This window comes from Acinetobacter sp. SH024 (assembly GCF_000163635.1).
Lineage (GTDB): Bacteria > Pseudomonadota > Gammaproteobacteria > Pseudomonadales > Moraxellaceae > Acinetobacter > Acinetobacter pittii.
In genome coordinates, this window is the sequence record NZ_GG753600.1 from 1,096,866 (window position 1) to 1,121,758 (window position 24,893).

18 protein-coding genes are annotated in these 24,893 nt (G+C 39.1%); 10 read left to right on the forward strand and 8 right to left on the reverse strand.

All coding sequences use genetic code 11. The features are described from left to right. Nucleotides 1-44 precede the first annotated feature (44 nt). Nucleotides 45-722: a monofunctional biosynthetic peptidoglycan transglycosylase gene (gene mtgA, locus HMPREF0013_RS11030; protein ID WP_002117784.1), complete on the reverse strand. Its 678-nt coding sequence runs from the start codon at nucleotides 720-722 to the stop codon at nucleotides 45-47. Nucleotides 723-798: 76 nt separating this feature from the next. On the opposite strand from mtgA, the gene HMPREF0013_RS11035 reads away from it, so the two are divergent. Then, on the forward strand, nucleotides 799-1,608 hold the full coding sequence (locus HMPREF0013_RS11035; protein WP_005802972.1) for a rhomboid family intramembrane serine protease: 810 nt from the start codon (nucleotides 799-801) through the stop codon (nucleotides 1,606-1,608). A gap of 1 nt (nucleotide 1,609) precedes the next feature. Here the strand turns inward: HMPREF0013_RS11035 and HMPREF0013_RS11040 are convergent, their stop codons facing one another. After that, a complete protein-coding gene (locus HMPREF0013_RS11040) occupies nucleotides 1,610-4,069 on the reverse strand; it encodes an ABC transporter permease (RefSeq protein WP_005802974.1) in 2,460 nt (819 codons plus the stop codon). A gap of 3 nt (nucleotides 4,070-4,072) precedes the next feature. Then, a complete protein-coding gene (locus HMPREF0013_RS11045; RefSeq protein ID WP_005802976.1) occupies nucleotides 4,073-4,765 on the reverse strand; it encodes an ABC transporter ATP-binding protein in 693 nt (230 codons plus the stop codon). A 44-nt stretch (nucleotides 4,766-4,809) separates the two neighbouring features. Here HMPREF0013_RS11045 and HMPREF0013_RS11050 point away from each other — a divergent pair, with 44 nt between their 5' ends. Beyond that, on the forward strand, nucleotides 4,810-5,433 hold the full coding sequence (locus HMPREF0013_RS11050) for an arylesterase (RefSeq protein ID WP_005802977.1): 624 nt from the start codon (nucleotides 4,810-4,812) through the stop codon (nucleotides 5,431-5,433). Between the two features lie 35 nt (nucleotides 5,434-5,468). Here the strand turns inward: HMPREF0013_RS11050 and HMPREF0013_RS11055 are convergent, their stop codons facing one another. Beyond that, a complete protein-coding gene (locus HMPREF0013_RS11055) occupies nucleotides 5,469-6,083 on the reverse strand; it encodes a carbonic anhydrase (RefSeq protein ID WP_002117769.1) in 615 nt (204 codons plus the stop codon). 284 nt (nucleotides 6,084-6,367) lie between these two features. Between HMPREF0013_RS11055 and HMPREF0013_RS11060 the strand changes: the two genes are divergently transcribed. Next, nucleotides 6,368-7,393: an alpha/beta fold hydrolase gene (locus HMPREF0013_RS11060; protein WP_005802979.1), complete on the forward strand. Its 1,026-nt coding sequence runs from the start codon at nucleotides 6,368-6,370 to the stop codon at nucleotides 7,391-7,393. A gap of 25 nt (nucleotides 7,394-7,418) precedes the next feature. After that, the gene (locus HMPREF0013_RS11065; protein ID WP_005802980.1) at nucleotides 7,419-8,426 is read left to right on the forward strand and encodes a hypothetical protein; all 1,008 of its coding nucleotides are present in this window, start codon (nucleotides 7,419-7,421) and stop codon (nucleotides 8,424-8,426) included. Nucleotides 8,427-8,449: 23 nt separating this feature from the next. On the opposite strand, the gene HMPREF0013_RS11070 is transcribed toward HMPREF0013_RS11065, so the two are convergent. Next, nucleotides 8,450-10,714, reverse strand: a complete 2,265-nt coding sequence (locus tag HMPREF0013_RS11070) for a TonB-dependent siderophore receptor (RefSeq protein WP_017481355.1) — start codon at nucleotides 10,712-10,714, stop codon at nucleotides 8,450-8,452. A 169-nt stretch (nucleotides 10,715-10,883) separates the two neighbouring features. Next, entirely contained in the window at nucleotides 10,884-11,522 is a 639-nt protein-coding gene (nfuA, locus tag HMPREF0013_RS11075) for a Fe-S biogenesis protein NfuA (protein WP_002117617.1), read from the reverse strand. Nucleotides 11,523-11,680: 158 nt separating this feature from the next. Here nfuA and HMPREF0013_RS11080 point away from each other — a divergent pair, with 158 nt between their 5' ends. The 5 genes from HMPREF0013_RS11080 to HMPREF0013_RS11100 all read left to right on the forward strand — a co-directional run bounded on the left by HMPREF0013_RS11080 (nucleotide 11,681) and on the right by HMPREF0013_RS11100 (nucleotide 17,523). Continuing rightward, nucleotides 11,681-12,298, forward strand: coding sequence for a rhomboid family intramembrane serine protease (locus HMPREF0013_RS11080; RefSeq protein ID WP_005802983.1), 618 nt, complete (start codon nucleotides 11,681-11,683; stop codon nucleotides 12,296-12,298). 170 nt (nucleotides 12,299-12,468) lie between these two features. After that, nucleotides 12,469-14,145 carry an arylsulfatase gene (locus HMPREF0013_RS11085; protein ID WP_005802985.1) on the forward strand — a complete coding sequence of 559 codons (1,677 nt, stop codon included), beginning with the start codon at nucleotides 12,469-12,471 and terminating at the stop codon, nucleotides 14,143-14,145. Further along, nucleotides 14,142-15,146 (forward strand): formylglycine-generating enzyme family protein, encoded by a 1,005-nt coding sequence (locus HMPREF0013_RS11090; RefSeq protein ID WP_005802986.1) that lies wholly within the window; start codon nucleotides 14,142-14,144, stop codon nucleotides 15,144-15,146. The genes HMPREF0013_RS11085 and HMPREF0013_RS11090 overlap by 4 nt, the downstream gene beginning before the upstream one ends. A 109-nt stretch (nucleotides 15,147-15,255) precedes the next feature. Beyond that, nucleotides 15,256-15,420, forward strand: coding sequence for a hypothetical protein (locus HMPREF0013_RS11095; RefSeq protein WP_000854552.1), 165 nt, complete (start codon nucleotides 15,256-15,258; stop codon nucleotides 15,418-15,420). A 555-nt stretch (nucleotides 15,421-15,975) separates the two neighbouring features. Beyond that, nucleotides 15,976-17,523 (forward strand): hypothetical protein, encoded by a 1,548-nt coding sequence (locus tag HMPREF0013_RS11100; RefSeq protein WP_005802988.1) that lies wholly within the window; start codon nucleotides 15,976-15,978, stop codon nucleotides 17,521-17,523. 47 nt (nucleotides 17,524-17,570) lie between these two features. Here HMPREF0013_RS11100 and HMPREF0013_RS11105 read toward each other — a convergent pair whose 3' ends face one another. After that, complete coding sequence (locus HMPREF0013_RS11105; RefSeq protein ID WP_005802989.1) at nucleotides 17,571-18,905, reverse strand: D-serine ammonia-lyase; 1,335 nt, start codon at nucleotides 18,903-18,905, stop codon at nucleotides 17,571-17,573. 165 nt (nucleotides 18,906-19,070) lie between these two features. Next, a complete protein-coding gene (locus HMPREF0013_RS11110; protein WP_005070664.1) occupies nucleotides 19,071-20,702 on the reverse strand; it encodes an inorganic phosphate transporter in 1,632 nt (543 codons plus the stop codon). 460 nt (nucleotides 20,703-21,162) lie between these two features. Here HMPREF0013_RS11110 and metH point away from each other — a divergent pair, with 460 nt between their 5' ends. After that, a complete protein-coding gene (gene metH, locus HMPREF0013_RS11115) occupies nucleotides 21,163-24,849 on the forward strand; it encodes a methionine synthase (protein WP_005802991.1) in 3,687 nt (1,228 codons plus the stop codon). Nucleotides 24,850-24,893: the final 44 nt, after the last annotated feature.

Sequence of the window (24,893 nt, forward strand, 5' to 3'; positions counted from 1 at the left end):
CAATTTGGTAAAAACTAAAAAATTTACACATCTTTAAAACATCATTATTCGGGAATCTGGGTGCTATTCATATAACGTAGAATAACGCGTTTTCTATACTGTAGTTTACGATCATTGCGGTGATCTTGATAATATTTCGGATCAGGCAATAATGCGGCCAAAAAAGCAGCTTGTTCACGCGTTAAGCTTCTCGCACTTTTACCATAATAATATTGCGCGGCTGCTTCTACACCATATCGGTTTTTGCCAAATTCAACAGAGTTCATATATACCTCAAGAATTCGGCGTTTTGACCACATCCGCTCCATCATCCAAGTTGCGATAGTTTCTTGGCCTTTACGAATAAACGAACGCTTATTGTATAAAAACAAATTCTTTGCCAGTTGTTGAGATACTGTAGAACCACCAGCAACCACTTCGCCTTCTTCATTATTCCGCTCTAGTGCAAAACGAATGCCATCCCAGTCAAAACCATGGTGATGGATGAATTTTGCATCTTCCCCAGCTAAAATCGCATGTTTAAAATTGTCACTAATATCATCATAGTCAAGCCATTCATGAATGATCGGCTCTGAGGTATCTGACCAATAATCAATTCGCATAAACATGGTGGTATCGACTTCATGTGTACGCCACCAAACTAAACTTGAGAAAATCCAAAGCTGAATAAGGAGAATTGCCCCAATAAAAATTAACAACACGCGAACAATAAAAGCTTTCATGTTCGTCCTGATCTCCTGTATTCAACTTTTTTCATGTTAAGCTGTTAAGCATGTTCATATATAACAAAAGCATAGCATGACTCAATATCAGCCTCCGCACATTAATCGTAAACTCAATGTACAAACTTGGTGGCTGACCGCCTTACTGATCTTGATTAATGTAAGTTTGTTTGTCTGGCAAATTGCGACTGGTGTCGATATTAGCGACCCAGTCATGAAAGATGCTATTCATTGGGGCGCTGATTTTACACCACTTACTTTTACTGGGCAGCCCGAACGCTTATTTACCAGCATGTTTTTTCATTTTGGTCTTGTTCACCTCATGCTTAACATGTGGGCCCTCTATATTTTCGGTAATGTAGCTGAGTCACTATTTGGTCGCTTCTATTTTATAGGTATGTATTTACTTGCTGGCTTATTTGGTAGCCTTCTCAGTAGCTATATGACTATTCAAAATGGGCATGAATTACTGCAACATTTCGATCAAAGTTTACTTCCTCATGTCAGTGCAGGTGCTTCGGGTGCCGTAATGGGATTAGGTGCTGCGTTAACAGTACTTTCTCTATTTCCCCCGCTTCCGCATCAAGCCTACATACTCGATAAAAAAGCTTTATTAATGGTTATGGCCATCAACCTTATTTTTGGTTTTGTCGCAACAGGTATTAATAATGCCGCGCATATTGGCGGCATGATTATTGGAGCATTTCTTGCACTGATGTGGTACTTAAGCTATGTCAGCAAGTTAAAAAATGTGCTCAAAATCTTAGGCTTATTAGGAGCAGTTGTAATTACAGGTGGTTTTTATATGTACTGTGTACAGCTCAACTCACCGTTGCTTCCCCTATGGCATGAAATCATCATCCAGAACCCTGACATTATTCCTTAAACTACACTTGGTTTAATTCTCTTAAACTTTGTAAAGGTGGCAAATTACAGAGATAGCCTAGTCGATAACGACCAATCAGCGCACAAACCAGCATCATGCCAATTGGTAAAATCAGCCATATTTCAATATGCCACTGTATTGCCATATTCATTTTATAGCTTGCGATCGCACTAATCACTTCTGCAAAACAGCAGGCAACTATGCCTGCTAGCAGACCTAAGAAACCAATCTCAAAACTGAGCATTTGCTTCATTTTATTTTTAGATAAACCAAATGAGCGCAGTAAAGCAACCTCACGGCGTCGCTCGTCCATTAACAGGTTTAAACATGCAATCAGTACCAATATTCCAGAAAAACCGACTAACGCTGCCAGTACAGTTACTATTTTGACCAAAACATTCATTAAGCGTTTTACTTCATCTAAAATCCGGTCAACATCAATAAATACTGTATTTGAGAACTGCTGAATAATAGTGATCATTTTAGGTTGATCTTGCTTAGGCACATAGAAACTACCTAAATAACTTCCAGCATTTTCGTCTAAGGTTTTAGGTGAAAAAATAAAGAAAAAGTTAGGGCTAAAACTTTCCCACTCGACACTCCGGAAATTCACAACTTTGGCCTGTAAGTTGCCTTCGGGCAAACCAAAAGTAAGCTTATCTCCAATTTGGATTCCCAAACTTTCGGCAGTTTTACTTTCGACTGAAACTTGCCCTACGCCATTAAACTGAGCTTGTCCTTTTGTAATTACGTTGTCATTCGGCAATTGATTTGATTGTGTTAAATTCAATTCACGGCGCAAAGAATTATTTTGCTTTATAGCCTCTTCTGAAAAAGGTACATCATTTTTAGCCAGTAATCGGCCACGAATATTTGGGTATAACGGGGTGCTTTGCCAACCATGTTGCTTTAACTGTTGCTCAAAGGCTTTTAAATCAAATGGAGGCAATCCATAAACAAATTGATTCGGTGTTCCTTCCGGAAGTTGTTGTTGCCAACGCTCTAATAAATCTGTTCTTAATACACTGAGTACTGTAATGAGGCTTAAGCCTAAAGCCAATGCAGTAATTTGTAAGGCGCTTTGCGATGGCGAACGAATATAAAAAGACAAACGATTTTTCAGCTTTTTTAAACTGCGAAGCAATAGCCAAACAACAGTGTAAAGCAAAATACAAAGAACAATAATGGCTGCTAAAACCAGAATGCTGAGCATTAAGTTTTCACTCAATACCAAACTAAAAACGACTAGGCTAGTGATTCCTGCAAAAAACATAAAAAATAAAGATTTGCGAGATTTGGCTTGCTCCCGAATAACACGAATTGGAGGTGTATTTAAAAGCTCCCAAATGCTTGGCAAAATAAAACCAAGCAGCACAATCACGCTGGTAAAAATCGCAATTGGTAAAGGCCCGACCAAAAGAGGTACAACCGAAAAACTTAACTCTAATTGAGGAATCAATTGCAGCATAAGTTGCAGCAGGCCAAACCCCATGATTAAACCTAATAGGCTTCCCAGCACAATTGAAATCGCACTGACAATACAAAGCAATCCAATATATGCCCACAAGATTTGGAACTTACTGGCGCCTAAGCATCTAATAAGTGCAATATGATCTTGGTTTTGCTGAACATATCTTTGACTCGTTAAAGCAATGGCAATCCCACACAACAAAATCGTTAAAATATTGGCTAATTGCAAAAAGGTATCTAGGTTTTCAAGCGGGCGTAATAACCGACTATTTGATTCACTCGCATCACGTAAACGCAAACCTGCCGTTTCATCTGGTTCTTTAGATGGTTGATGCTGTTGCTTAAATTGCTTTGAAAATGACTGAACCTGTTCAGGGCTACCTGCCATTAATAAACGATAGTCAATTCTGCTCCCTATCTGAATCGCATGAGTCTTAGCAATATCGGCTTGATGAATAATAACGCTTGGAGAAAAGCCTGAAAAACCGAGTTCTTGATTTGAATCACGCACAATCACGCCACTAAAACGGAAGGTACCATCAGCAATAGAAACAGTATCTCCTAGCTTTACTTTAAGTAAATCGGCTGCTCTTTGACTTAGCCAAACCTCACCAGATTGAATTGCTTTAGCGCTTGGCTCAATTTCCAACTGTCCTCTGAGTGGAAATAAAGGCTCAATTGTCTTTACATTCACCATGACAAACTGATCTTGGGTATGTGCCATCGAGCTAAATATAGTGACATTGGTTTGTTTTAGATCTAGCTGCTCTGCCCTTTTTTTCCACGACTGCTCGATAGGCTCGTTATTCGACAGAACTAAATCAGCACCCAGCATTTGTGAAGCTTGCAGACTTACTGCATTTTTAACTTGATCGTTACTAAATTTCAGGGCTGTCGTTGCGCTAATCGCAAGCGATAAAGCAATAATGAGTAGATATAATCCACCCGTACGAAAACTCTGTAGCAAAAGTGGTTTGAGAAGATTACGCATAGCTTAACCACCCTGTACTGTCTTTAGTCGGCCATCATCTAACTCAACATGACGCTGACAAAGGGTTGCTAAATTACGATCATGGGTCACCAAAATCAGAGTCGTACCTAACTCTCGGTTTAAATCAAAGAGCAAGCTTTCGATTTCTTGTGCCGTCTGACCATCTAGGTTTCCAGTCGGTTCATCCGCAAAAATAATTTGTGGTTCTGCAATGAGAGCGCGTGCAATGGCTACACGCTGCTGCTCGCCACCAGATAAGACTTTAGGCGTTTGTTCAACTTGACGACTCAGCCCTACTCGATGCAACCAATCTAAAGCTTTTTTCTCCGCTGTTTTATAATCAAAGTCTTTACGTAATCGTAAAGGTAACATCACATTTTCAAGCGCACTCAACTGAGGCAGAAGTTGAAAAGACTGAAATACAAAACCAATATGCTGCATTCTGATTTGGGCACGTTGTTCCTCTGTTAACTGATGAACAGCTTGACCACACAACCAGACTTCTCCTTCAGACGGTTGATCTAAAGTCGCCAAAATTCCTAGTAAGGTTGATTTACCTGAGCCGGAACGTCCCGTAATTGCTACCTGTTCCCCTTCAAAAATCTCTAAATCAATATCTTTTAAAATCGTAAACTGATTTTGGTTAATCTGAATAGTTTGTGTAACTTGATGGGCAGCAATGATGGGTTGTGGCATGATGTGAAAAGTCCTATGTATTCAGAATCAGGGTCGAAGTACAAATGTCTAAATCTTTTTTGATTGGTTCTAAAAGCATCATGCTCATCTCATTAAGTATGCTGCCCATGCTTGTATCGGCGAAAACTATTTTAATTTTAGGAGATAGTATTAGTGCCGGTTACGGAATTGATCCCAAACAAGGTTGGGTACAATTACTGCAAAAACGTTTAGACCAACAGTATCCCAAACAACACAAAGTGGTCAATGCAAGTGTTAGTGGAGAAACAACAAGCGGTGCTTTAGCTCGATTACCTAAGTTATTACAGACTTATAAGCCCAATGTTGTCGTGATTGAATTAGGCGGGAATGATGGCTTGCGTGGTCAATCACCTCAAATGATTCAAAAGAATCTGGATCAGCTCATTCAATTAAGCCAGAAACAAAAAGCCAAAGTTATTCTTTTTGGCATGAAGATTCCGCCAAATTATGGGGCTGCGTATAGCAAAGCTTTTGAAAATAATTATAAAGTTGTAAGTCAAAAATATCAGGTGAAACTACTACCGTTTTTTCTAGATGGTGTTGCTGGTCAAAAACAGCTTATGCAAAATGATTTGATTCATCCCAATGCTCAAGCGCAGTCAAAACTACTTAATTTAGCTTACCCATATATAAAAGGTGCCCTATAGGCACCTTTTATCTTTAAGCATTCTTTTTAATATGATCAGAAATCAAAAAAAGTAACTTCACCTGTTTCGAGTGAATATTCTGCACCAACAACAATTAATTCACCTTTTGCAATCAGGCTCTCTAACACCGCTGAACCATGGCGTAATTGATTTACAGAAGCAAAAACGTTTGAACGTACCGCATGACATGATAATTTTTTCAAATCATTTTTTAAGTCAGTCTGCATTAAAATTTCAACTGATGGACGAACGCGGTTCACAATCGACATTAGGTTAGATGATGGCGGGTGATCAGGATTCATTAACGTATCAATTGTTGCTTGAATCGCACCACAATGGCTGTGTCCTAATACAACTACAACTGGGCAGTCATAACGCTCTGCTGCGAACTCAACACTACCGACTTGTGAAGGTGCAACCACATTACCAGCTACACGGATTACGAATAAGTCACCAAGACCTTGGTCAAATACCATCTCTGCTGGAACACGAGAATCTGAGCAGCCAAGTACAATTGCAAACGGATTTTGATCCTTTGCCATTTCAGCGCGTTCTTGATGAGATAAGGTTTTTGCAAGGGAAGTATTTCCATTTACAAATCGTTGATTACCGGCTTTCAGACGATCTAAAACTTCTTGCGCAGTAGGCATTTTATATTTCCATTGTTTTTTCAAGGTTGGAAATCATTTTAATGTGTCAAAATTTGAATGTCACTGACAAAAAATAAATCCTTTTCTATGAAAAAATTTAAAAATACTTAACCTGTTTTAATGTAGAGCTCACTGCATATTCACTACTGTTTAGTGAAAAAATAGACATACTTTGGTTCTCGGATTGACTATAATTTTCTTCATTCCAAACATTTGGCAAATGACTCATTGGCAAAGTTTTTCAATAATTTTTCAAACTCGCTTAAGCTTCAAGGATGAAATCTATGACAAGGCTGTCCACATCAATTATGGCCTCTATGAAAAAAACTGCTACCGCCCTGACTTTGGCTTGTAGCGTATTGTCAGTGATGATTATTTCTCAAACACAGGCAGCCGATAATATTGATGTGACATTCCAGAATGTATTACAGCAAGAACGTAGCTGGGCAGGCCTACAAAGCAAAAGCTTAAAAGTCGGTGATGTGACTTGGTCATATAGCGAAGGCGGCTCTACAACAAAACCGACTTTACTCCTTATTCATGGTTTAGCGGGTAGCCGTGATAACTGGAACCGAGTGGCTCGTTATCTCACCACAAATTACCATGTCATTATTCCTGATTTACCGGGTAGTGGTGAAACTATCGTTCCACAAGACTTCGATTATTCTGTACCAAATCTTGCTGAAAAGTTACGTCGCTTTGTTGAGGCTGCAAATTTAAAAGGTCCAATTCATATTGCTGGGCACTCACTCGGCGGCTCTATTGCCCTACTCTATGCTGGACAATATCCATTTGAAACGAAAAGTTTATTTTTAGTAGATAGCGGCGGTATTTTTCGCTCAGCCAATACAATTTATTTAAAAGATCCTGCTTACCTCAAACAACTTTTAGTGTCTAAAAAAGGTGACTTTAATTATTTATTAAAACAAACCATGTTTAATCCTCCGTTTATTCCTAAAGAGTTTCTTCAAGCTCAAGAAAAGTTGATGATTGATCAGGCACCTCAAACACAAAAACTGGTTGATCAATTGATTGCACTTAATAAAGTCTATACACCAGACTCCTTTGCGGTACTTACCAAAACGATCGATGCACCGACGCTCATTCTATGGGGCAAACAAGATAAGATTATTAATGTCGAAGTAGCAAGTGAACTAAAACGACTTTTAAAGAATGCTCAGCCTCCAGTTATTTTAGAAAATGTAGGTCATATGCCAATATTGGAAGCTGAACAGTTGGTTATGCAACAATATCTACCGTTTTTACTTAAAGTAGAAACAAATCAGTCGTCAAAAACGACCACACCTTAATAAAACTTCGGACTTGTGAGACCTTATGTCTACCCAACCACTTATTGAAAAACTTATTGAAGCTCATCTAGATTTTTTAGATGAGCAATTTGCTCAGACTCAGGTGATCCAGCAAGAGTTTGAGCAATTTTATCATTGGTTGGGGAGTCGGCAATTACAACATCTGTGGACTTTTGAACAAATTCAACAGCTCATTCAAAAGCAGATTTTAGATACGCCTGCTTCTGATTTCCTGATTGAACAAATTGCTGAGCATATTCGCTTTGCATTGATTCATCCTGCAAATGAAAGCGCAACTGTTGAAGATGTTATTCCTGTTCTAACGATTGACCGAATTGCACAATACGTTGCAAGTAAGGAACAGCACCGTAAAAAACTGATTAAAACGATTGTGAATAACCCTGCTTTTTCGGCCCTGCTCACGCAACTGATTCAGCAAACAATGCATGATTATTTAGATGAATCGATGTCAAAACGTGTGCCCGGTGTAGGTCGTTTTATGAAAATGGGGAAATCTGTTTTAGAAACAGTAACCGATTCAAATCTGGACGATACGATTAATCATTATTTGCAAAAGAATATTTTAAAACTCAGCCAAATGAGTGAGCGTGTTTTAAACCAACATTTTGACAATGATAAGCTCTACCATTTTCAGGCAAATGTTTGGCATAAAGTTAAAACTATGCCACTTTCTGTTTTAAAAAATTATGTAGAAACTCAAGACTTATCAAAAACGGTTGGTTTAGGGCATGAAATCTGGGACCACATTCGTCAAACTGATTATCTAAAACAGCAAGTACATGATGGTATCTATACTTGGTATGTACGTAATCAGGAGCGTAGTTTTGACTTGTTACTTCGTGACCTCAATATTGATGAAGGTTTAGTACAACATGAGCTGACCAAGTTACTTGTGCCTGTATTACAGCAGTTAATTACAACAGGACATTTAAGACGCCGTGCCCGTGTTTACTTAGAAAAGTTTTATTATTCTGAAAAAACATTAGATATTTTAAATAACAAAGGCGCTTAAAGCGCCTTTGTTATTTGTGTTGATTAGAAAGAATATTTTAAAGAAGCGTAATAAGCTCGACCTGGTTCATTATAAGTTTGGCTGATTGAATTACTGTCTCTTAAAATTTGTTTATCAAACAAGTTGCTTACACCAACACGCGTACTTATATTGTCTGAAAATTTATAACCGACATTGATTCCAGCGGTACTATAGCTTTTTACAGTACTTGGCTTAAGCGCAGAATTTGCTCCACCTGAACCAATACCAGATTCGATTCTACTTTCTGCAAACTGACGTGATTTTTGACGACCATATTGAGTAAATACAAAATTTACATCTAACTGATCTGTGATGTCATAATCAAAAATTGAGTTAATTGTATAGATTGGAACTAAAGATAATGGATTACCTGTTTGTTTATCTTTTGAATCCATCATATACGTAAAGTTATTAGTCCAGCGGATATCACCGAAGTCTAATCCTAAGCTTCCTTCAAAACCTTGAATTAATGCTTTAGGCGTATTTTCCCAACGTAAGATATTCCACTTGGTATTGGTCACAGCTCCTGTATTTGTATTCGTGCTTGAACCATCAACTGTTCCAACCACATTTGTACCAGCCACAATTTTATCTTTATAGTCATTGCGGAACCAAGTTAAGCTTGCATTCACGATATCTTTTTGGAACTGGATACCAAGCTCTTTGTTTACCGAAGTTTCTGGTTTTAAATCACCATTACCTTGCAACAAGCAACGTGACTCAATATTGGCCGGACAACCATTACCATTTGTACTTAATAAATACCCTTCGGCATTTTGATACATATTCGGTGCTTTATAAGCTTTTGCTACCCCACCTTTTAAAGTGAAATAATCGTTAAGTCTTTGGGTAATATTTAAGCTTGGGCTCCAGTTAGAACCAGATTTACTATGGTCATCAAAACGAAGGCCTAACACGATATCTGTACTGTCTGTGAGTTTCAAGTTATCTTCGACATATGCAGAAGCAATACGTGACTCCATTTTACTGCGATCGCCTTTAGCCAATTGATCGCCATAACCTGAACCACTACTGTCTTTCCCTTGGTTTGTCGATACATTATCTTTAAATCTGTCTTCAACCCATTCAGTACCAAGTGTTAATACATGCGGTACATAATATTCAAAAGGAATATTGGCTTCACCATTAAATCGAAGAGTTTCCAAACGTGAAGTGGCTTTATCATCAAGATTATTAATTTTTCCTTCCGTGCTACCGCCAAGGCCTTCTGGAAGACGTTTATTATGCGTTTTGTCATATTGAGCAACGAGCTTACTCTTACCCCAAGACCAATCCCCCTCATGTGTTAATGCATAGCTATCACGGTACATAGTATTGGTTTCTTTACCAATAAGTTCTGAAAGAATCGCATCCGCCTCAGCATTTGCATTTAACTGAGAGTCACCAGAATAAATATTACCTTGTTTGCTAGAAGAAACATCAAGCAAAACAGTTTGCTGATCTGTTGCCTGCCAAGCTAAACGACCTGAAATATCTTTATTTTTAACGCCTTCACGCCCAGCTGCGGTACTACCAATTGATTTATTAATATCAACATCGTCAGCTTCTGTTTTATTGTAATTACCATATAAACGATAAGACAAAACATCTTTAATCAGTGGCCCACTTACGTTAAAACCAACACGATTTGATGCACCTTCTTTAGAGTCTTCAGGTTGCGATGTATAAAACTCTACTGAGCCATGGGTTTCATTAGTCACTTTTTTAGTAATGATGTTAACCACACCACCTGCCGCACCAGAGCCATAACGAGCTGCTGCCGGTCCACGTAAAACCTCAATCGACTCGATTGCTTCTGCTGGCACCCAGTTTGAGTCACCTCGTGTATCACGCTCTCCTTTCCAGCCATAACGAACTGAATTACGAGAGTTAATTGGTTTTCCATCTACTAAAATAAGCGTGTTTTCAGGCCCCATTCCACGGATATCAATTTGTCTATTATTGCCACGCTGCCCTGTTGCGCTGTTACCTGTTAAATTGACACCAGGCATACGGCGCACATAATCAGAAATATCATTACGAACTGGTAGTTTTTCTAAATCTTCTTGGGTGATTACTGATACGCCGAGCGACTGCTTCACCTGCTCTTCAGCTGTTACAAAAATTGTTTCCAATTTCACAGGTTCAGCAGGCTTTTCTAATGCTTTTTCAGCTTGTTCTTGCTCATTTTGTGCAGCATAAGCCATAGACATCATACTTGCCAGTACTGAAACAGAAAGCACTGACTGGATAATACGCTTCGACATAAGTATTCCCAATATATTGATTTATTAAACATCTCTCATTTTCAGTTCCGCATTGTAACAAAGATAAATAAAATTACAAATGATATTGATAATAATTATCATTATTTATATTGAATAATAAAAAAACCTCATTGCGAGGCTTTTTTATTTTACTTTTCAAATAATTTAATTATTTGAAGTAAGCACCTTCAGCTTGTGTATGGTCTGTTTGGTCAACCACACGTTGAAGCTCAGGAATGTTCTCTCTTAAAGTAGTTTCTACACCTTGTTTCAAGGTAACATCGATTGCAGAACAACCTTGGCAACCACCACCAAATTTCAATACAGCAGTTAAACCGTGTTCTGGATCATCTTGTACTTCTACCAAACTACAATTTCCGCCATGCCCTGCAAGACCTGGGTTAATTTCTGCTTGAAGAATGTAAGTAATACGTTCTTCAATCGAAGCATCTGGACCAACACGTGGAACTTTAGAATTTGGAGCACGGAAAGTGAGCTGACCACCAAAACGGTCCTTGTTGTAATCGATTACGGCATCTAAAAGATAAGGAATAGATGGCGCATCAATATACGCAGGAAAATCAGGATAGTCCTGTTTATAATCTGTTGGAATCACTTCTTCTGGCGCACTATATGCCATACAGCATTCGGCACGTGGCGTACCAGGATGCTCAACAAAAATTCGAACGCCAATTCCCGGAGTATTTTGCTTCGTTAGTAAATCGTGCAAATACTCTTGTGCAGATGGTGTAATCAAAAGGTTTGGAATTTCTTCTGCAACAGCAGTGTTGGTGTTCTCAGTCGACATAACAATATTCCTCAAGCTGATGCCTTTATATTAACCGAAGATGAGGTAGATTTAAAAAAAATCAACTAAATTTGTCGGATTTATACACAACAGGGTTTCAAGTTAAGTTTTTAATGGCATTATTGACCTCAGTATTGATCATTTTTTAAATATTTCTTATGTTGCATTTGCCGTTTAACCATACAGTTACTCTTATTATTATTACGGTCATTATCTCTTTACTTGCTTTTAGCAATCAAAATGTAATGAACCGATTGATTTTTTGGCCGCCTGCAATGCAACGTGGACAAATTGATCGATTCATTACTCATGGCTTTATTCATGCTGATGGAACACATCTACTCTTCAACATGATTACCCTATTTTTCTTTGGCAGTATTATTGAAAGCTTTTATCGCCAATATTTTTACGACATGGGTTTTGTGTTGTTTTACTTAGGTGGCTTAATCTTTGCGATTTTGCCAAGCTATTTACAACATAAAAATGATGCGAACTGGGCCAGTCTAGGCGCTTCAGGTGCTGTTTCAGCGGTTTTATTTGCTTATATTCTGTTTCAGCCATGGAAGCTGATTTTTGTATTCTTCATTCCTATACCCGCTATTATTTTCGCTATTTTATATGTGGCGTACAGTATTTGGGCTGGTAAGCGAGGTAATAGTCATATCAACCATAGCGCTCATTTGTGGGGTGCAGCTTACGGGATCATCGTAACCATTTTACTTGAACCTAAAGTTATTCCACATTTCTTAGACCAGCTTACCCGTCTTCCTTTCTAAACGATATAAATCAAAGAAAAGCCCGTTATGGGCTTTTCTTTTTTTCTGATTTATTTATCTGCATAAATTCTCAGTCTTTTTTCTGATTTTCTTTGATCAATTCGTTGTTTTGTTTGCAAAAACCATCTGATTAAACTCATGCGAATTCTTTTAATAATTCAGATGATACAATGAAGTACAGAGCAATTTTATCTAGCCTTTCTATTGCCTTATTTAGCTTATCTCTGGCTGGATGTAATGACAACGATAATCAAGAAAATGTCGTAAGCACGCCTAAGCAACCCAATATCTTATTTATTATGGCTGATGACTTAGGCTATTCAGATTTAGGGGCTTTTGGTGGCGAAATTCACACCCCTAATATTGATAGTCTGGCTCAAGAAGGTCGCCTTTTAACGGATTATCATACTGCCCCAACCTGTTCGCCAACACGTTCTCAACTTATTTCCGGTACTGATCATCATTTAGCTGGTATTGGGGCAATGGCTGAACTCACACCAGAGCATTTGAAAGGACAACCAGGTTATGAGGGCTATTTAAACGAACGTTCTTTATCGATTGCCCAAGTACTTAAAGACAATGGTTATCGCACGTATATTAGTGGTAAATGGCATTTAGGCTTAACCCGTGAAAGCAATGCACATGCTAAAGGTTTTGATCATTCATTTACCTTATTACAAGGTTTAGACCATCATTTTAAACAAGCTCCAAGTGCCTTTAAACGAAATTCAACTTATACAGAAGATGGGCAAACTATTCCTATTTCAGCATTGCCTGATGACTTTTTCTCTACCAACTATTTTACCGATAAATTACTAAGCTACTTAGATTCAGGCAAAAATAGTGGTAAACCATTCTTTGCTTATGCTGCTTACACGGCACCTCACTGGCCAATTCAAGCCCCAGCCGAATATCGTGAAAAATATCGTGGAGTTTATGATGTAGGCTACGATTCAATTCGTAATGCCCGCATTGCGAGACAAAAACAGCTTGGAATTATTCCTACAAACTTTGATGCAGCAGAACCAATTGCGACTCAAAATGCTCCACAAAAATATGGGAAATGGGATGAGTTAACAGCCGAACAAAAGGCACTAGAAGCTCGTAAGATGGAAATCTATGCGGGTATGGTAGAAAATCTTGATGCCAATGTCGGCCGCATTATTCAATATCTCAAACAAAATAATCTTTATGACAATACTTTAATTTTCTTTGTTTCAGACAATGGTGCAGAAGGTTTTGTACGTGGCGGATATGGCAGTGAATCTGGTTTTGATAACTCAGTAGCCAATGTTGGCACACCTACTTCATATCACTATATTGGGCCACGTTGGGCCGAAGTCAGTGCGGCACCTTTCCACTTATGGAAAGATACGGCGGGCGAAGGCGCAACGACTGCACCTGCTATTGTGAAATTACCAAATCAGAAAAAAGCGGAAGAGACAAATCATAGCTTTGCATCTGTACTCGATGTTTTCCCTACCTTACTAGAATATGCTCATATTCCAGTACCACAAGGTCAATACAATGGCCGGGCCATTAATACGCCATCTGGAATTTCATGGAAACCTTTGCTTGAAAACAAAACCGATACTATTCGCCCTGCAAATTTTAGCTTTGCCGATGAGCTGCATGGCAGCAAATATGCAAAACAAGGTGAATGGAAAATCGCACTTCAAGGACGACCTGAATTAGGCACAGGGACTTGGGAGCTATACAACATTAAATTAGATCGCGGTGAAAGACAAAACGTTGCTCAGCTTTATCCTGCAAAAGTTCAAGAACTCTTATCAGTCTATCAGAAATATACTGAAAAAAATGGTGTGCGGGAATATAACGCCAAATGAAATTGAAACCTTTTTTAGTCACCACAATCGGCCTGTCTATCATGACGGGCTGTAGCCAATCTTCAAAAGTTTCTGAACCTACATCTTCGACGCAACAGCAAACATCTTTAGCTGATTTAGGATCTATTGAAAAGTGTAAAAACTATACTGGTCTGCCTCAGGGTTGGCTCAAACAGCCTACAGCAGGAATGGTTTTAATTGTCGATGGAGATTTTAACTTTGGTTCTGAAAAGGCTTATCCCGATGAACTTAATTTTGGAAAAAAGCAGCGCGAAGTCAAAGGATTTTGGATTGACCAAACTGAAGTTACGGTCGCTCAGTTTGCAAGTTTTGTAAAAGCAACTGGCTATATTACCGATGCCGAAAAACAAAAACAGGCTGCTGTTTTCTCACCAGACCCTCATCACCCACAGCAATGGTGGCAGCTAAAATCAGGGTATACATGGAAAACGCCAAACGGCGGTACTGGAGCTATAGCAAATCCTAATGAGCCTGTAAGGTATGTAAGTAAAAATGATGCTGAACATTATGCAGTGTGGCTAGGACGTGATTTACCAACAGAACTAGAATGGGAATATGCAGCTAAAGCCAATTCAAAAACTGATACCCCTTTACATCAGGCCCCTACTGATGAACATCAACATCCGCAAGCCAATTACTGGCAAGGCGAATTCCCTTTTCAAAACCTAAATCAAGATCACTTTAAAGATGTGGCACCCGTTGGATGTTTTACGCCAAATAATTTCAAACTATTTGATATGATTGGAAATGTATGGGAATGGACATCATCTCCGTATCAAGGTGCTCATGACCAGCATATGGGAAATTATTCTGATTTACGACAACAACAAATTGCGAGCACACAATATGTAATTAAGGGCGGATCTTTTCTTTGCGCACAAAATTATTGTTCACGTTATCGTAGCAGTAGCCGCTACCCGCAAGATTTTGATTTAGCTGCAACACATGTTGGATTTCGAACTATTTTACGGTCTCCTTAATTTCTTCTTAATTAGACTTATTAAAGATATTTTTTAACCAAAATTAGATCGAAAAATAATCAAAATATTTTTATAGTACAAGTGAGAATGATAAAAAAGTGAGAACAAGATGAAAACTTTACTTCTTTGTGCCGCAGCAATTTTCACAATGTCACTATCAGCCTGTGCGGTCCATACACCTGAAGGTAGTATTGTGATTGACCCAGATTCACCATATTACGGACATCCAGGAGGCTTTTGCCCACCAGGACAAGCTAAAAAAGGACGTTGTTAGAAATTCCCTCTTTTAGAGTAATTTTTAAGTTACTCTAAAGAAATAGGCTTCAATCAAGTGATGAATTGAATACTAAATGGAGGGTTCCAGCCCAAAAATAGATGGGATGAAACTAGAAAATTATGGTGTAAAAAAATCACCATATCCCCAAGATTTTTAAAAGACAATCTTACGTTGTCTTCTATCTAGTTTCACCCCAATTCTTTCTTATTCCGTTTGACTTTTCTTACCGCTTAAGAAAAAAGTCTAGTTTTTAATCATTTCTGTATCTCTATTATTGATACATTTTGAACATTTTACCTTCAGGTTAATACTGATGTATTTGCTTAATACAAAATAAACATTTATGTAACGTAAGTCTATAAAAATGTTCTAAAAATGTGAAAAAAAATTAAGACCAAAATGAGATGAATTTATCATAATAACTTTCTCTTTCACGTTTCATCACATAAATAATCAATATTATTTTGTCAGTTATTGCCACTCGTTTCCTTTCATTGGCATAGATAATGTATACACATGTATATTAACCCAGTCGTATAAACGAGATATTTTATGTCCAGCACAAGTCAAGTCGAAGGTCTACAATTTCCGGTACACGCCTCAACAAAAAAACAAAGTACATCTCTTACAGGCCAAGAGATTTTGTCAGAGGCCTTATCTATTGTAGATAATAAAACCGCACAACAAGTGTTGAATGAAAAAAACTGGCGAAAAAACTATCCTGTATATTTTAAAGCTCTTGTTAAACAAGGGATTTCTAATATCAACAACCCAATTACTATTGCGAAGCAAGGATTGCATAAAGCTCACCATATTTTTGATTATTATCGTGATGGTAAACACTACCTTTTAAAAGATGCCGTTCATATTGCTTCATCTACTCCTCTTTATACAGTAAAACTTAAAGGTGAAAGTGACGCAGCACCTGAATGGTATGTTCCCTATAAAGGACAAAAACTAAGTGGACAAAGCTTATTAGACCAGATTCAACGCTGGGAAGAGACTGGTATTATTGAGCCAAGTCATGCAAAAGCACTTCGTGAAGCTATTGCTCATCCAGAATGGTTCGATTTGTCTGACCGTACGATGGTGCTGTTTGGTGCAGCCTCAGAAGCAGGACCACTGCCTTGGTTAGCCAAATGGAAAGCAAATATTGTTGCTGTAGATTTACCAAACTCACGAGTCTGGGGCAAAATCCTAAATACAATTCAACAAGGGAATGCAACACTTATTGCACCATGTGTTGAAGCCGTTGATTCGTCAGCAAAAGCTTCGGAGTTAAAAGATAAGCTGGGTGCAAATTTACTGACTCAATTACCAGAAATAGCGCAGTGGCTGGTGCAGTTTCCACAAAAGTTAGATTTGGCAGCAATCGCCTATTTAGATGGTGAAAAGCATGTCCGCGTTTCCATGGCAATGGATAGCATCATGCAATTTGTGAGCGAGCATAAATCTGATACAAGCCTTATGTTTATGTGTACTCCAACCGATGTTTATGCAGTACCAAAAGAAGTTGCAGAGGCTGCTCAAGAGAAATTTAAATCCCGCAGAAAAATGCAAAAATTGGCAGTAAAAGGCGTTTCTGCTCTTTCGCTAAATCGTTTTTTTCAAGCGCCATACCAAGACTTGATTACATGTGAAAATGGAAAAACTTATGGTATTGCCGACTGCTTAGTGGTTGAACAAGGTCCAAACTATGCTTTGGCAAAACGTATTCAACAATGGCGTGCTATTTTGGCCCGCCATCAAGGACAACGTGTCAGCATTAATATTGCACCATCGACAACGACTCACTCAGTGACTAAAAATCCATTATTGAAAGCAGCTTTTAATGGCGCAGAACTTTTCGATGTAGAAGCATTTAGCCCTGAAACCACCAATGCCATTATGGCGGCGCTCTGGATTCATGACTTAAGAAATGAGTCTTCTGTGGCGAATCCTGAAACTGTCTTAGACCATCCGCTTGAACTTATGATGGAAGGTGCCAATCATGGTGGTCTATGGCGTGTGGCTTATTTAGCACGAACTGCCCTGCCTTTTGCGGCAATTTATGGTTTTGCTACCGAGAAACTGCCTTTTAGAAAATCATCTAAAAGATAATTTGATTAAAGCCCAATCTTAGAATTGGGCTTTTTTCTAAAGTTTCTTTATTTATCTTGAAAGTGTGATAGATATTTTTGCATTTCATCAGGCGGCACCATGCCGCCCCCGGTAGCCCATACCACATGATTTGCCTGTTGCAACTGCTCAGCTGTAAATTGGTGCAAAGCTAAGTAATCAGGACTCGTCTGTACATAATACGGTCCCATCATGCCTGCTACCGCAGAAGGCTCAAGCTGAATATTCTCAGTTTGATTTAAAAGCGCAATAAGCTCATATAAACGTTCATCATGAATGGTGTAGTAGCCATCGATTAATTGTTGCATAGCACGCCCGACAAAACCTGAAGCACGCCCTACCGCAAGTCCGTCTGCCGCAGTAACGTTATCAATGCCAATGTCATTGACTGAAATCTGATCATGCAAACCTGTGTGGACACCAAGTAACATACACGGCGAATGTGTTGGTTCTGCAAAGATACAGTGTACATGCTCACCAAAAGCCAGATTTAGTCCAAAACTCACCCCACCAGGCCCACCACCGACGCCACACGGCAAATAAACAAATAATGGGTGTTCAGCATCGACTTTAATTTGTTTTTGCTCAAATTGCTGTTTTAAGCGTATTCCTGCAACGGCATAACCTAAAAATAATGTTGTTGAGTTTTCATCATCAATGAAAAAGCAGTGTGGATCCTGCTCTGCGGCTTTACGTCCCTCTTCAACAGCTACTCCATAATCACTGGCATATTCTACAACGTTGACGCCGAGTGAACGTAGTTTGTCTTTTTTCCACTGTCTAGCATCAGCCGACATATGAACAGTGACTCTAAAGCCGAGTTTGGCGCTCATGATGCCAATAGAAAGCCCAAGGTTGCCCGTAGAACCTACTGCAATTTGATACTTAGAAAAAAATGTTCGAAATGCGTCCTGGTCGAGTTTACTATAATCATCTTCTGGTTTGAGTAACCCTGCCTGCATGGCAAGTTTTTCAGCATGTGTGAGCACTTCATAAATGCCACCACGTGCTTTGATAGAGCCTGAAATTGGTAGATGACTATCCTTTTTCAACCAGAATGTTCCGTTAAGCTGTACTTGTTTTGCTGAAGAAAGTGCTTGCTGCATATGAGCAATTTCAACAATATCTGATTCAATTTTTCCCTGTTGTGCTTGAGTTTCAGGAAATACTTTTGCCAAATAAGGTGCGAAACGCGCTAGTCTTGCTTCTGCTTCACTTACATCCTTAGCGGTTAGTCCAACTTTTTCTAAAGCTTCTTTTAAAGGATAGCGATGAGGTGTAAACCAAAATGTTTCTTGATAGGCTTGAAGTGTTTCAATAAGTGGAAATTGTTGTTTTAGCTGATCTATTTGAACCGCATTCATAATATATCCTGATATAAAATTTTAAGCCCAATCTATAAAGCTGTTTGATGGCCTATAACAACCTATTAATTTATAGATGAATGTATATGAAAAATAGTCTCAACTTTAAAAACTAAACAAATAAAAAAGCCACTGTGAACAGTGGCTTTAATTTTTTAAATGCTTTTATACAAACTGTAAGAATAACCAGTACAAACCACCTGACAAGCAGATTGTTGCAGGAAGAGTAAATACCCATGCAGAGAGAATTGTCTTCACAGTATTAAAGTTTAAACCTGATTTATTCGCGACCATCGTACCCGCAACAGCACTGTTTAAAACGTGTGTTGTTGAAACTGGCATACCTAAACCATCAGCAGCTGCAATTGTACTCATTGCAACAAGCTCAGCAGACATCCCTTGACCATAAGTCATGTGATGCTTACCAATACGCTCACCTACAGTCACAACGATACGTTTCCAACCCACCATTGTGCCTAGACCAAGTGCTAAAGCAACAGCCACTTTTACCCAAGTCGGAATGTATTGTAAGAATGAATCTAAGCTACTACGGTATTCTTTCACAAGCTTTTTCTGTGAGTCATCCATTTTTGGTAAAGCATCTGCTTTATCCAAACGCTTAAACGTCGTGGTGCTTAAATACATGTCATTACGAATTTCGCTAATTGCAGCTTCAGGAATATCTTTTAAGTTGCTATAGCTAGAAACTCGCTCACCCAAGTGATCAGTCATACTTGCCAATGCAGGCACAACTTCCGGAGTTTGCTGTTTAGTTTGAATATATTTAGTCAGAATAACACGTGCTTTTTCATCGGTTAATTCTGGCTGATTTTGATTCAAAAATACGGCAGTTTGAGAAGAAAGCTGATGGAATGATTGAACTTGCTGAGTATCAAGATTTTTATTTAATGAATAAGCCAACGGCACCAGACCAACCAAAATCAGCATGATGAGCCCCATACCCTTTTGACCGTCATTAGAACCATGTGCAAAACTCACACCTGTACAGGTAAAGATCAAAATTGCACGAATGATTGCTGGTGGTGGTTTATTCCCTTCAGGTGGCTGGAATAATTCTAATTGGCGTTTAAAAATAGTTTTAACCAACAAGAATACAATCGCTGCAAAAGCGAAACCAATTAAAGGTGAAAATAATAATGCCTTACCGACTTTAATCACCTGATCCATATCAACACCACTGGTCGTTACGCCAGTCGATGCACTCAATAGATGGTTCATAATGCCCACACCCAAGATTGAACCAATCAAGGTATGTGAGCTAGATGCAGGAATACCTAAGAACCAAGTACCCAAGTTCCAGAGAATCGCAGCAATAAGAAGCGCAAAAACCATTGCGAAACCTGCACCGCTACCCATATTCATGATCAATTCAACAGGTAACAATGCAATAATGCCGTAAGCGACTGCGCCGCTTGCAACCATTACCCCAAGGAAATTACAAAAACCAGCCCACATGACTGCAACCGGTGCTGGTAAAGCATTGGTGTAAATCACTGTTGCCACTGCATTTGCAGTATCGTGGAAGCCATTTACAAACTCAAAGCCTAAAGCAATCAAGAGTGCAGTTGATAAAAGAATAACTGAATAAAGACTCAAAGGTGGTACATGTGCTAAATCAGCACTCACCTGAAATCCAATATAAATAAGTGTTGCAACAATAATCGTCAGAAACACCGGCATAAAAAATTTAGGTGTCGGGACATGTACATTCGTCGATTTGACTTGCAGGTTTGCCGCAAGTTTTGAATCCGAAACAGGGGGTAGATTAGAATTCATGCAGACGGTAAGAGGATAAAAAAATCCTCTGTATTCTTAAATTAAATTATGACAATTATATGACAAAGCGGCGCCTGATGAAGTCAATTTTTCACATTTTGACCTCATTTGATGCACCTTTCCTCTATGATTTTTATTTTTTTATTTAAATACAATAATTTACATAAATCCCCACCCATCTATTTTATGACTATTTTTGAAGCAAAATATCTAAAAAATTACCTAAACGTCTACTTTTTAAACACCACAACTGTCATAAAATCGAATATTGGAGATGAAATATTTCAATATCATGATCATTTTATGAATATTTGATGAAAAAACACCCTCTTTTTGTTCGAAAACACTTTTTTTACGACTAATTTACGGTGAATGGTGGGTCGTCATAGATCATCTATTGCGCAACTATTCTGTTACAATAGCGCCGCATTTTTAAATTCGTACAATATCGGGGTTTTATATGTCCACGCTTGCCACCCTAAAAGCGCTTCTTGCCAAACGTATTCTGATTATTGATGGTGCAATGGGTACCATGATTCAGCGCCATAAATTGGAAGAAGCAGACTACCGTGGTGAGCGTTTTGCCGATTGGGCACATGACTTAAAAGGTAACAATGACCTTTTGGTTCTGACCCAGCCTCAAATCATTCAAGGTATTCATGAAGCTTATCTTGATGCTGGTGCAGACATTATTGAAACCAATAGCTTTAACGGCACGCGTGTTTCTATGTCTGATTACCACATGGAAGATCTTGTTCCAGAGATTAACCGTGAAGCAGCACGTTTGGCCAAAGCAGCGTGTGAGAAGTATTCGACTCCAGAGAAACCGCGTTTTGTAGCAGGTGTGCTTGGGCCAACATCGCGTACTTGTTCAATTTCACCGAATGTAAATGACCCTGCCTTTCGTAACATCACCTTTGATGAGCTAAAAGAAAACTATATTGAAGCGACTCATGCGCTGATCGAAGGCGGTGCAGATATCATTTTGATTGAAACCGTATTTGACACATTAAACTGTAAAGCTGCGATTTTTGCGGTTAAAGAAGTCTTTAAAGAAATTGGTCGTGAATTACCAATCATGATTTCAGGGACCATTACCGATGCATCGGGTCGTACCTTAACAGGTCAAACTGCGGAAGCGTTCTGGAACTCTGTACGTCATGGTGACTTACTATCGATTGGTTTTAACTGTGCGCTTGGTGCAGATGCCATGCGTCCTCACGTAAAAACCATTTCCGATGTAGCAGATACCTTTGTTTCAGCGCACCCAAATGCGGGCTTACCAAATGCTTTTGGTGAATATGATGAAACGCCAGAACAAACTGCAGCATTCTTAAAAGAATTTGCAGAAAGCGGCTTAATTAATATTACTGGTGGTTGCTGTGGTACAACACCAGACCATATCCGCGCGATTGCCAATGCGGTAAAAGATATTGCGCCTCGTCAAGTTCCTGAAACTGTACCTGCATGTCGTTTGAGTGGTTTAGAACCATTTAACATTTATGATGACTCACTTTTCGTGAACGTGGGTGAACGTACTAACGTTACAGGTTCAAAAAAATTCTTACGCTTAATTCGTGAAGAAAACTTTGCTGAAGCTTTAGAAGTTGCACAGCAACAAGTTGAAGCTGGCGCACAGATTATTGACATTAACATGGATGAAGGGATGCTCGATTCGCAAAATGCGATGGTGCATTTCTTAAACCTTGTGGCTTCTGAACCAGATATTTCACGTGTGCCAATCATGATCGACTCATCAAAATGGGAAATCATTGAAGCTGGCTTAAAATGTGTACAAGGTAAACCCGTTGTTAACTCAATTTCTTTAAAAGAAGGTTATGACGAGTTTGTAGAAAAAGCTCGCCTGTGCCGTCAATATGGTGCTGCGATTATTGTTATGGCATTTGACGAAACAGGTCAGGCCGACACTGCTGCACGTAAGCGTGAAATCTGTAAACGCTCATATGACATTTTGGTTAATGATGTTGGCTTCCCTGCTGAAGATATTATTTTTGACCCGAACGTGTTTGCAGTTGCAACAGGGATTGAAGAACACAATAACTATGGGGTCGATTTCATTGAGGCTACAGGTTGGATTAAACAAAACTTACCTCACGCTATGATTTCTGGTGGTGTGTCGAATGTTTCGTTCTCGTTCCGTGGTAACGAGCCTGTTCGTGAAGCCATTCACTCTGTGTTCTTGTACCATGCCATCAAGCAAGGCATGACCATGGGTATTGTGAATGCTGGCCAAATGGCAATTTATGATGATATTCCAGCCGAGCTAAAACAAGCAGTTGAAGATGTCATTTTAAACCAAAACCAAGGTGAGTCTGGTCAGGCTGCGACTGAAAAATTGCTTGAAGTGGCTGAAAAATACCGTGGACAAGGCGGTGCTACAAAAGAAGCCGAGAACCTTGAATGGCGTAATGAGTCAGTCGAAAAACGTCTTGAATATGCTTTAGTTAAAGGTATTACAACTTACATTGATGAAGATACCGAAGAAGCTCGCCTCAAAGCCAAACGTCCTTTAGATGTAATCGAAGGTGCTTTGATGGATGGTATGAACGTGGTTGGCGACTTGTTCGGTTCGGGCAAAATGTTCTTACCACAGGTTGTAAAATCTGCACGTGTAATGAAACAAGCTGTGGCTTGGCTCAACCCGTACATTGAAGCTGAAAAAACAGGTAGCCAATCTAAAGGTAAAGTCCTCATGGCAACTGTTAAAGGTGACGTACACGATATTGGTAAAAATATTGTAGGCGTGGTACTTGGCTGTAATGGTTATGACATTGTTGACCTTGGGGTGATGGTGCCTTGCGAGAAAATCTTGCAAACTGCTATTGATGAAAAATGTGACATCATCGGCTTGTCAGGTTTGATTACCCCATCTTTAGATGAGATGGTCTTTGTTGCGAAAGAAATGCAGCGCAAAGGGTTTAACATTCCTTTATTGATTGGTGGTGCGACTACTTCTAAAGCACACACTGCAGTAAAAATTGATCCTCAGTACCAAAACGATGCTGTGATTTATGTTGCCGATGCTTCACGTGCTGTGGGTGTTGCAACCACTCTCCTTTCGAAAGAAATGCGTGGAAACTTTATTGCAGAGCACCGTGCTGAATATGCCAAGATTCGCGAGCGCTTAGCCAACAAACAGCCAAAAGCTGCAAAATTGACCTATGCTGAGTCAGTTGAAAACGGTTTTAAAATTGACGAAAGCTATGTACCACCAAAACCAAATCTTTTAGGAACACAAGTTCTCACTAACTACCCTCTTGCAACCCTTGTAGAGTATTTTGACTGGACACCATTCTTCATTTCTTGGAGCTTGGCAGGTAAATTCCCGAAAATTTTAGAAGATGAAGTGGTTGGTGAAGCTGCAACAGATTTGTACAACCAAGCTCAAGCAATGTTGAAAGATATTATCGACAACAATCGTTTTGATGCTCGTGCCGTATTCGGTATGTTCCCTGCACAGCGCACTGACGCAGACACAGTGAGCGTATTTGATGAAGCGGGTCAAAATGTTACGCATACTTTTGAGCACTTACGTCAACAATCTGACAAAGTGACAGGTAAACCGAACTTGTCTTTGGCAGATTACATTCGTAATGACCGTGAGCAACAAGACTACTTAGGCGGATTCACTGTATCGATTTTTGGTGCAGAAGAACTGGCAAATGAATACAAAGCTAAAGGTGATGACTACTCTGCAATTTTAGTTCAATCACTGGCTGACCGTTTTGCTGAAGCCTTTGCAGAACACTTGCATGAACGTATTCGTAAAGAGTTCTGGGGATATAAAGCTGACGAACAGCTCAGCAATGAAGAGCTGATTAAAGAGAAATATGTCGGTATTCGTCCTGCACCAGGCTACCCTGCTTGCCCAGAGCACTCTGAAAAAGCGGTGTTGTTCGACTGGTTAGGTTCTACCGACAAAATCGGTACTAAACTGACTGAACACTTTGCAATGATGCCACCATCTTCAGTAAGTGGTTTCTACTATTCGCATCCTCAAAGCGAATACTTTAACGTGGGCAAGATCTCTCAAGACCAACTTGAAGATTATGCAAAACGTAAAGGTTGGACACTGGATGAAGCGAAACGTTGGTTAGCGCCGAATTTAGATGATTCGATTGTTTAAGTTCATATAAATAAACCTGATTAAAAAATAGGGCGTGAAGGAAA

What these genes read in the sequence shown, in the direction of transcription:
- mtgA (WP_002117784.1), bottom strand. Translation starts at nt 722, where the DNA reads ATGAAAGCTTTTATTGTTCGCGTGTTGTTAATTTTTATTGGGGCAATT.
- HMPREF0013_RS11035 (WP_005802972.1), top strand. Translation starts at nt 799, where the DNA reads ATGACTCAATATCAGCCTCCGCACATTAATCGTAAACTCAATGTACAA.
- HMPREF0013_RS11040 (WP_005802974.1), bottom strand. Translation starts at nt 4,069, where the DNA reads ATGCGTAATCTTCTCAAACCACTTTTGCTACAGAGTTTTCGTACGGGT.
- HMPREF0013_RS11045 (WP_005802976.1), bottom strand. Translation starts at nt 4,765, where the DNA reads ATGCCACAACCCATCATTGCTGCCCATCAAGTTACACAAACTATTCAG.
- HMPREF0013_RS11050 (WP_005802977.1), top strand. Translation starts at nt 4,810, where the DNA reads ATGTCTAAATCTTTTTTGATTGGTTCTAAAAGCATCATGCTCATCTCA.
- HMPREF0013_RS11055 (WP_002117769.1), bottom strand. Translation starts at nt 6,083, where the DNA reads ATGCCTACTGCGCAAGAAGTTTTAGATCGTCTGAAAGCCGGTAATCAA.
- HMPREF0013_RS11060 (WP_005802979.1), top strand. Translation starts at nt 6,368, where the DNA reads ATGACAAGGCTGTCCACATCAATTATGGCCTCTATGAAAAAAACTGCT.
- HMPREF0013_RS11065 (WP_005802980.1), top strand. Translation starts at nt 7,419, where the DNA reads ATGTCTACCCAACCACTTATTGAAAAACTTATTGAAGCTCATCTAGAT.
- HMPREF0013_RS11070 (WP_017481355.1), bottom strand. Translation starts at nt 10,714, where the DNA reads ATGTCGAAGCGTATTATCCAGTCAGTGCTTTCTGTTTCAGTACTGGCA.
- nfuA (WP_002117617.1), bottom strand. Translation starts at nt 11,522, where the DNA reads ATGTCGACTGAGAACACCAACACTGCTGTTGCAGAAGAAATTCCAAAC.
- HMPREF0013_RS11080 (WP_005802983.1), top strand. Translation starts at nt 11,681, where the DNA reads ATGTTGCATTTGCCGTTTAACCATACAGTTACTCTTATTATTATTACG.
- HMPREF0013_RS11085 (WP_005802985.1), top strand. Translation starts at nt 12,469, where the DNA reads ATGAAGTACAGAGCAATTTTATCTAGCCTTTCTATTGCCTTATTTAGC.
- HMPREF0013_RS11090 (WP_005802986.1), top strand. Translation starts at nt 14,142, where the DNA reads ATGAAATTGAAACCTTTTTTAGTCACCACAATCGGCCTGTCTATCATG.
- HMPREF0013_RS11095 (WP_000854552.1), top strand. Translation starts at nt 15,256, where the DNA reads ATGAAAACTTTACTTCTTTGTGCCGCAGCAATTTTCACAATGTCACTA.
- HMPREF0013_RS11100 (WP_005802988.1), top strand. Translation starts at nt 15,976, where the DNA reads ATGTCCAGCACAAGTCAAGTCGAAGGTCTACAATTTCCGGTACACGCC.
- HMPREF0013_RS11105 (WP_005802989.1), bottom strand. Translation starts at nt 18,905, where the DNA reads ATGAATGCGGTTCAAATAGATCAGCTAAAACAACAATTTCCACTTATT.
- HMPREF0013_RS11110 (WP_005070664.1), bottom strand. Translation starts at nt 20,702, where the DNA reads ATGAATTCTAATCTACCCCCTGTTTCGGATTCAAAACTTGCGGCAAAC.
- metH (WP_005802991.1), top strand. Translation starts at nt 21,163, where the DNA reads ATGTCCACGCTTGCCACCCTAAAAGCGCTTCTTGCCAAACGTATTCTG.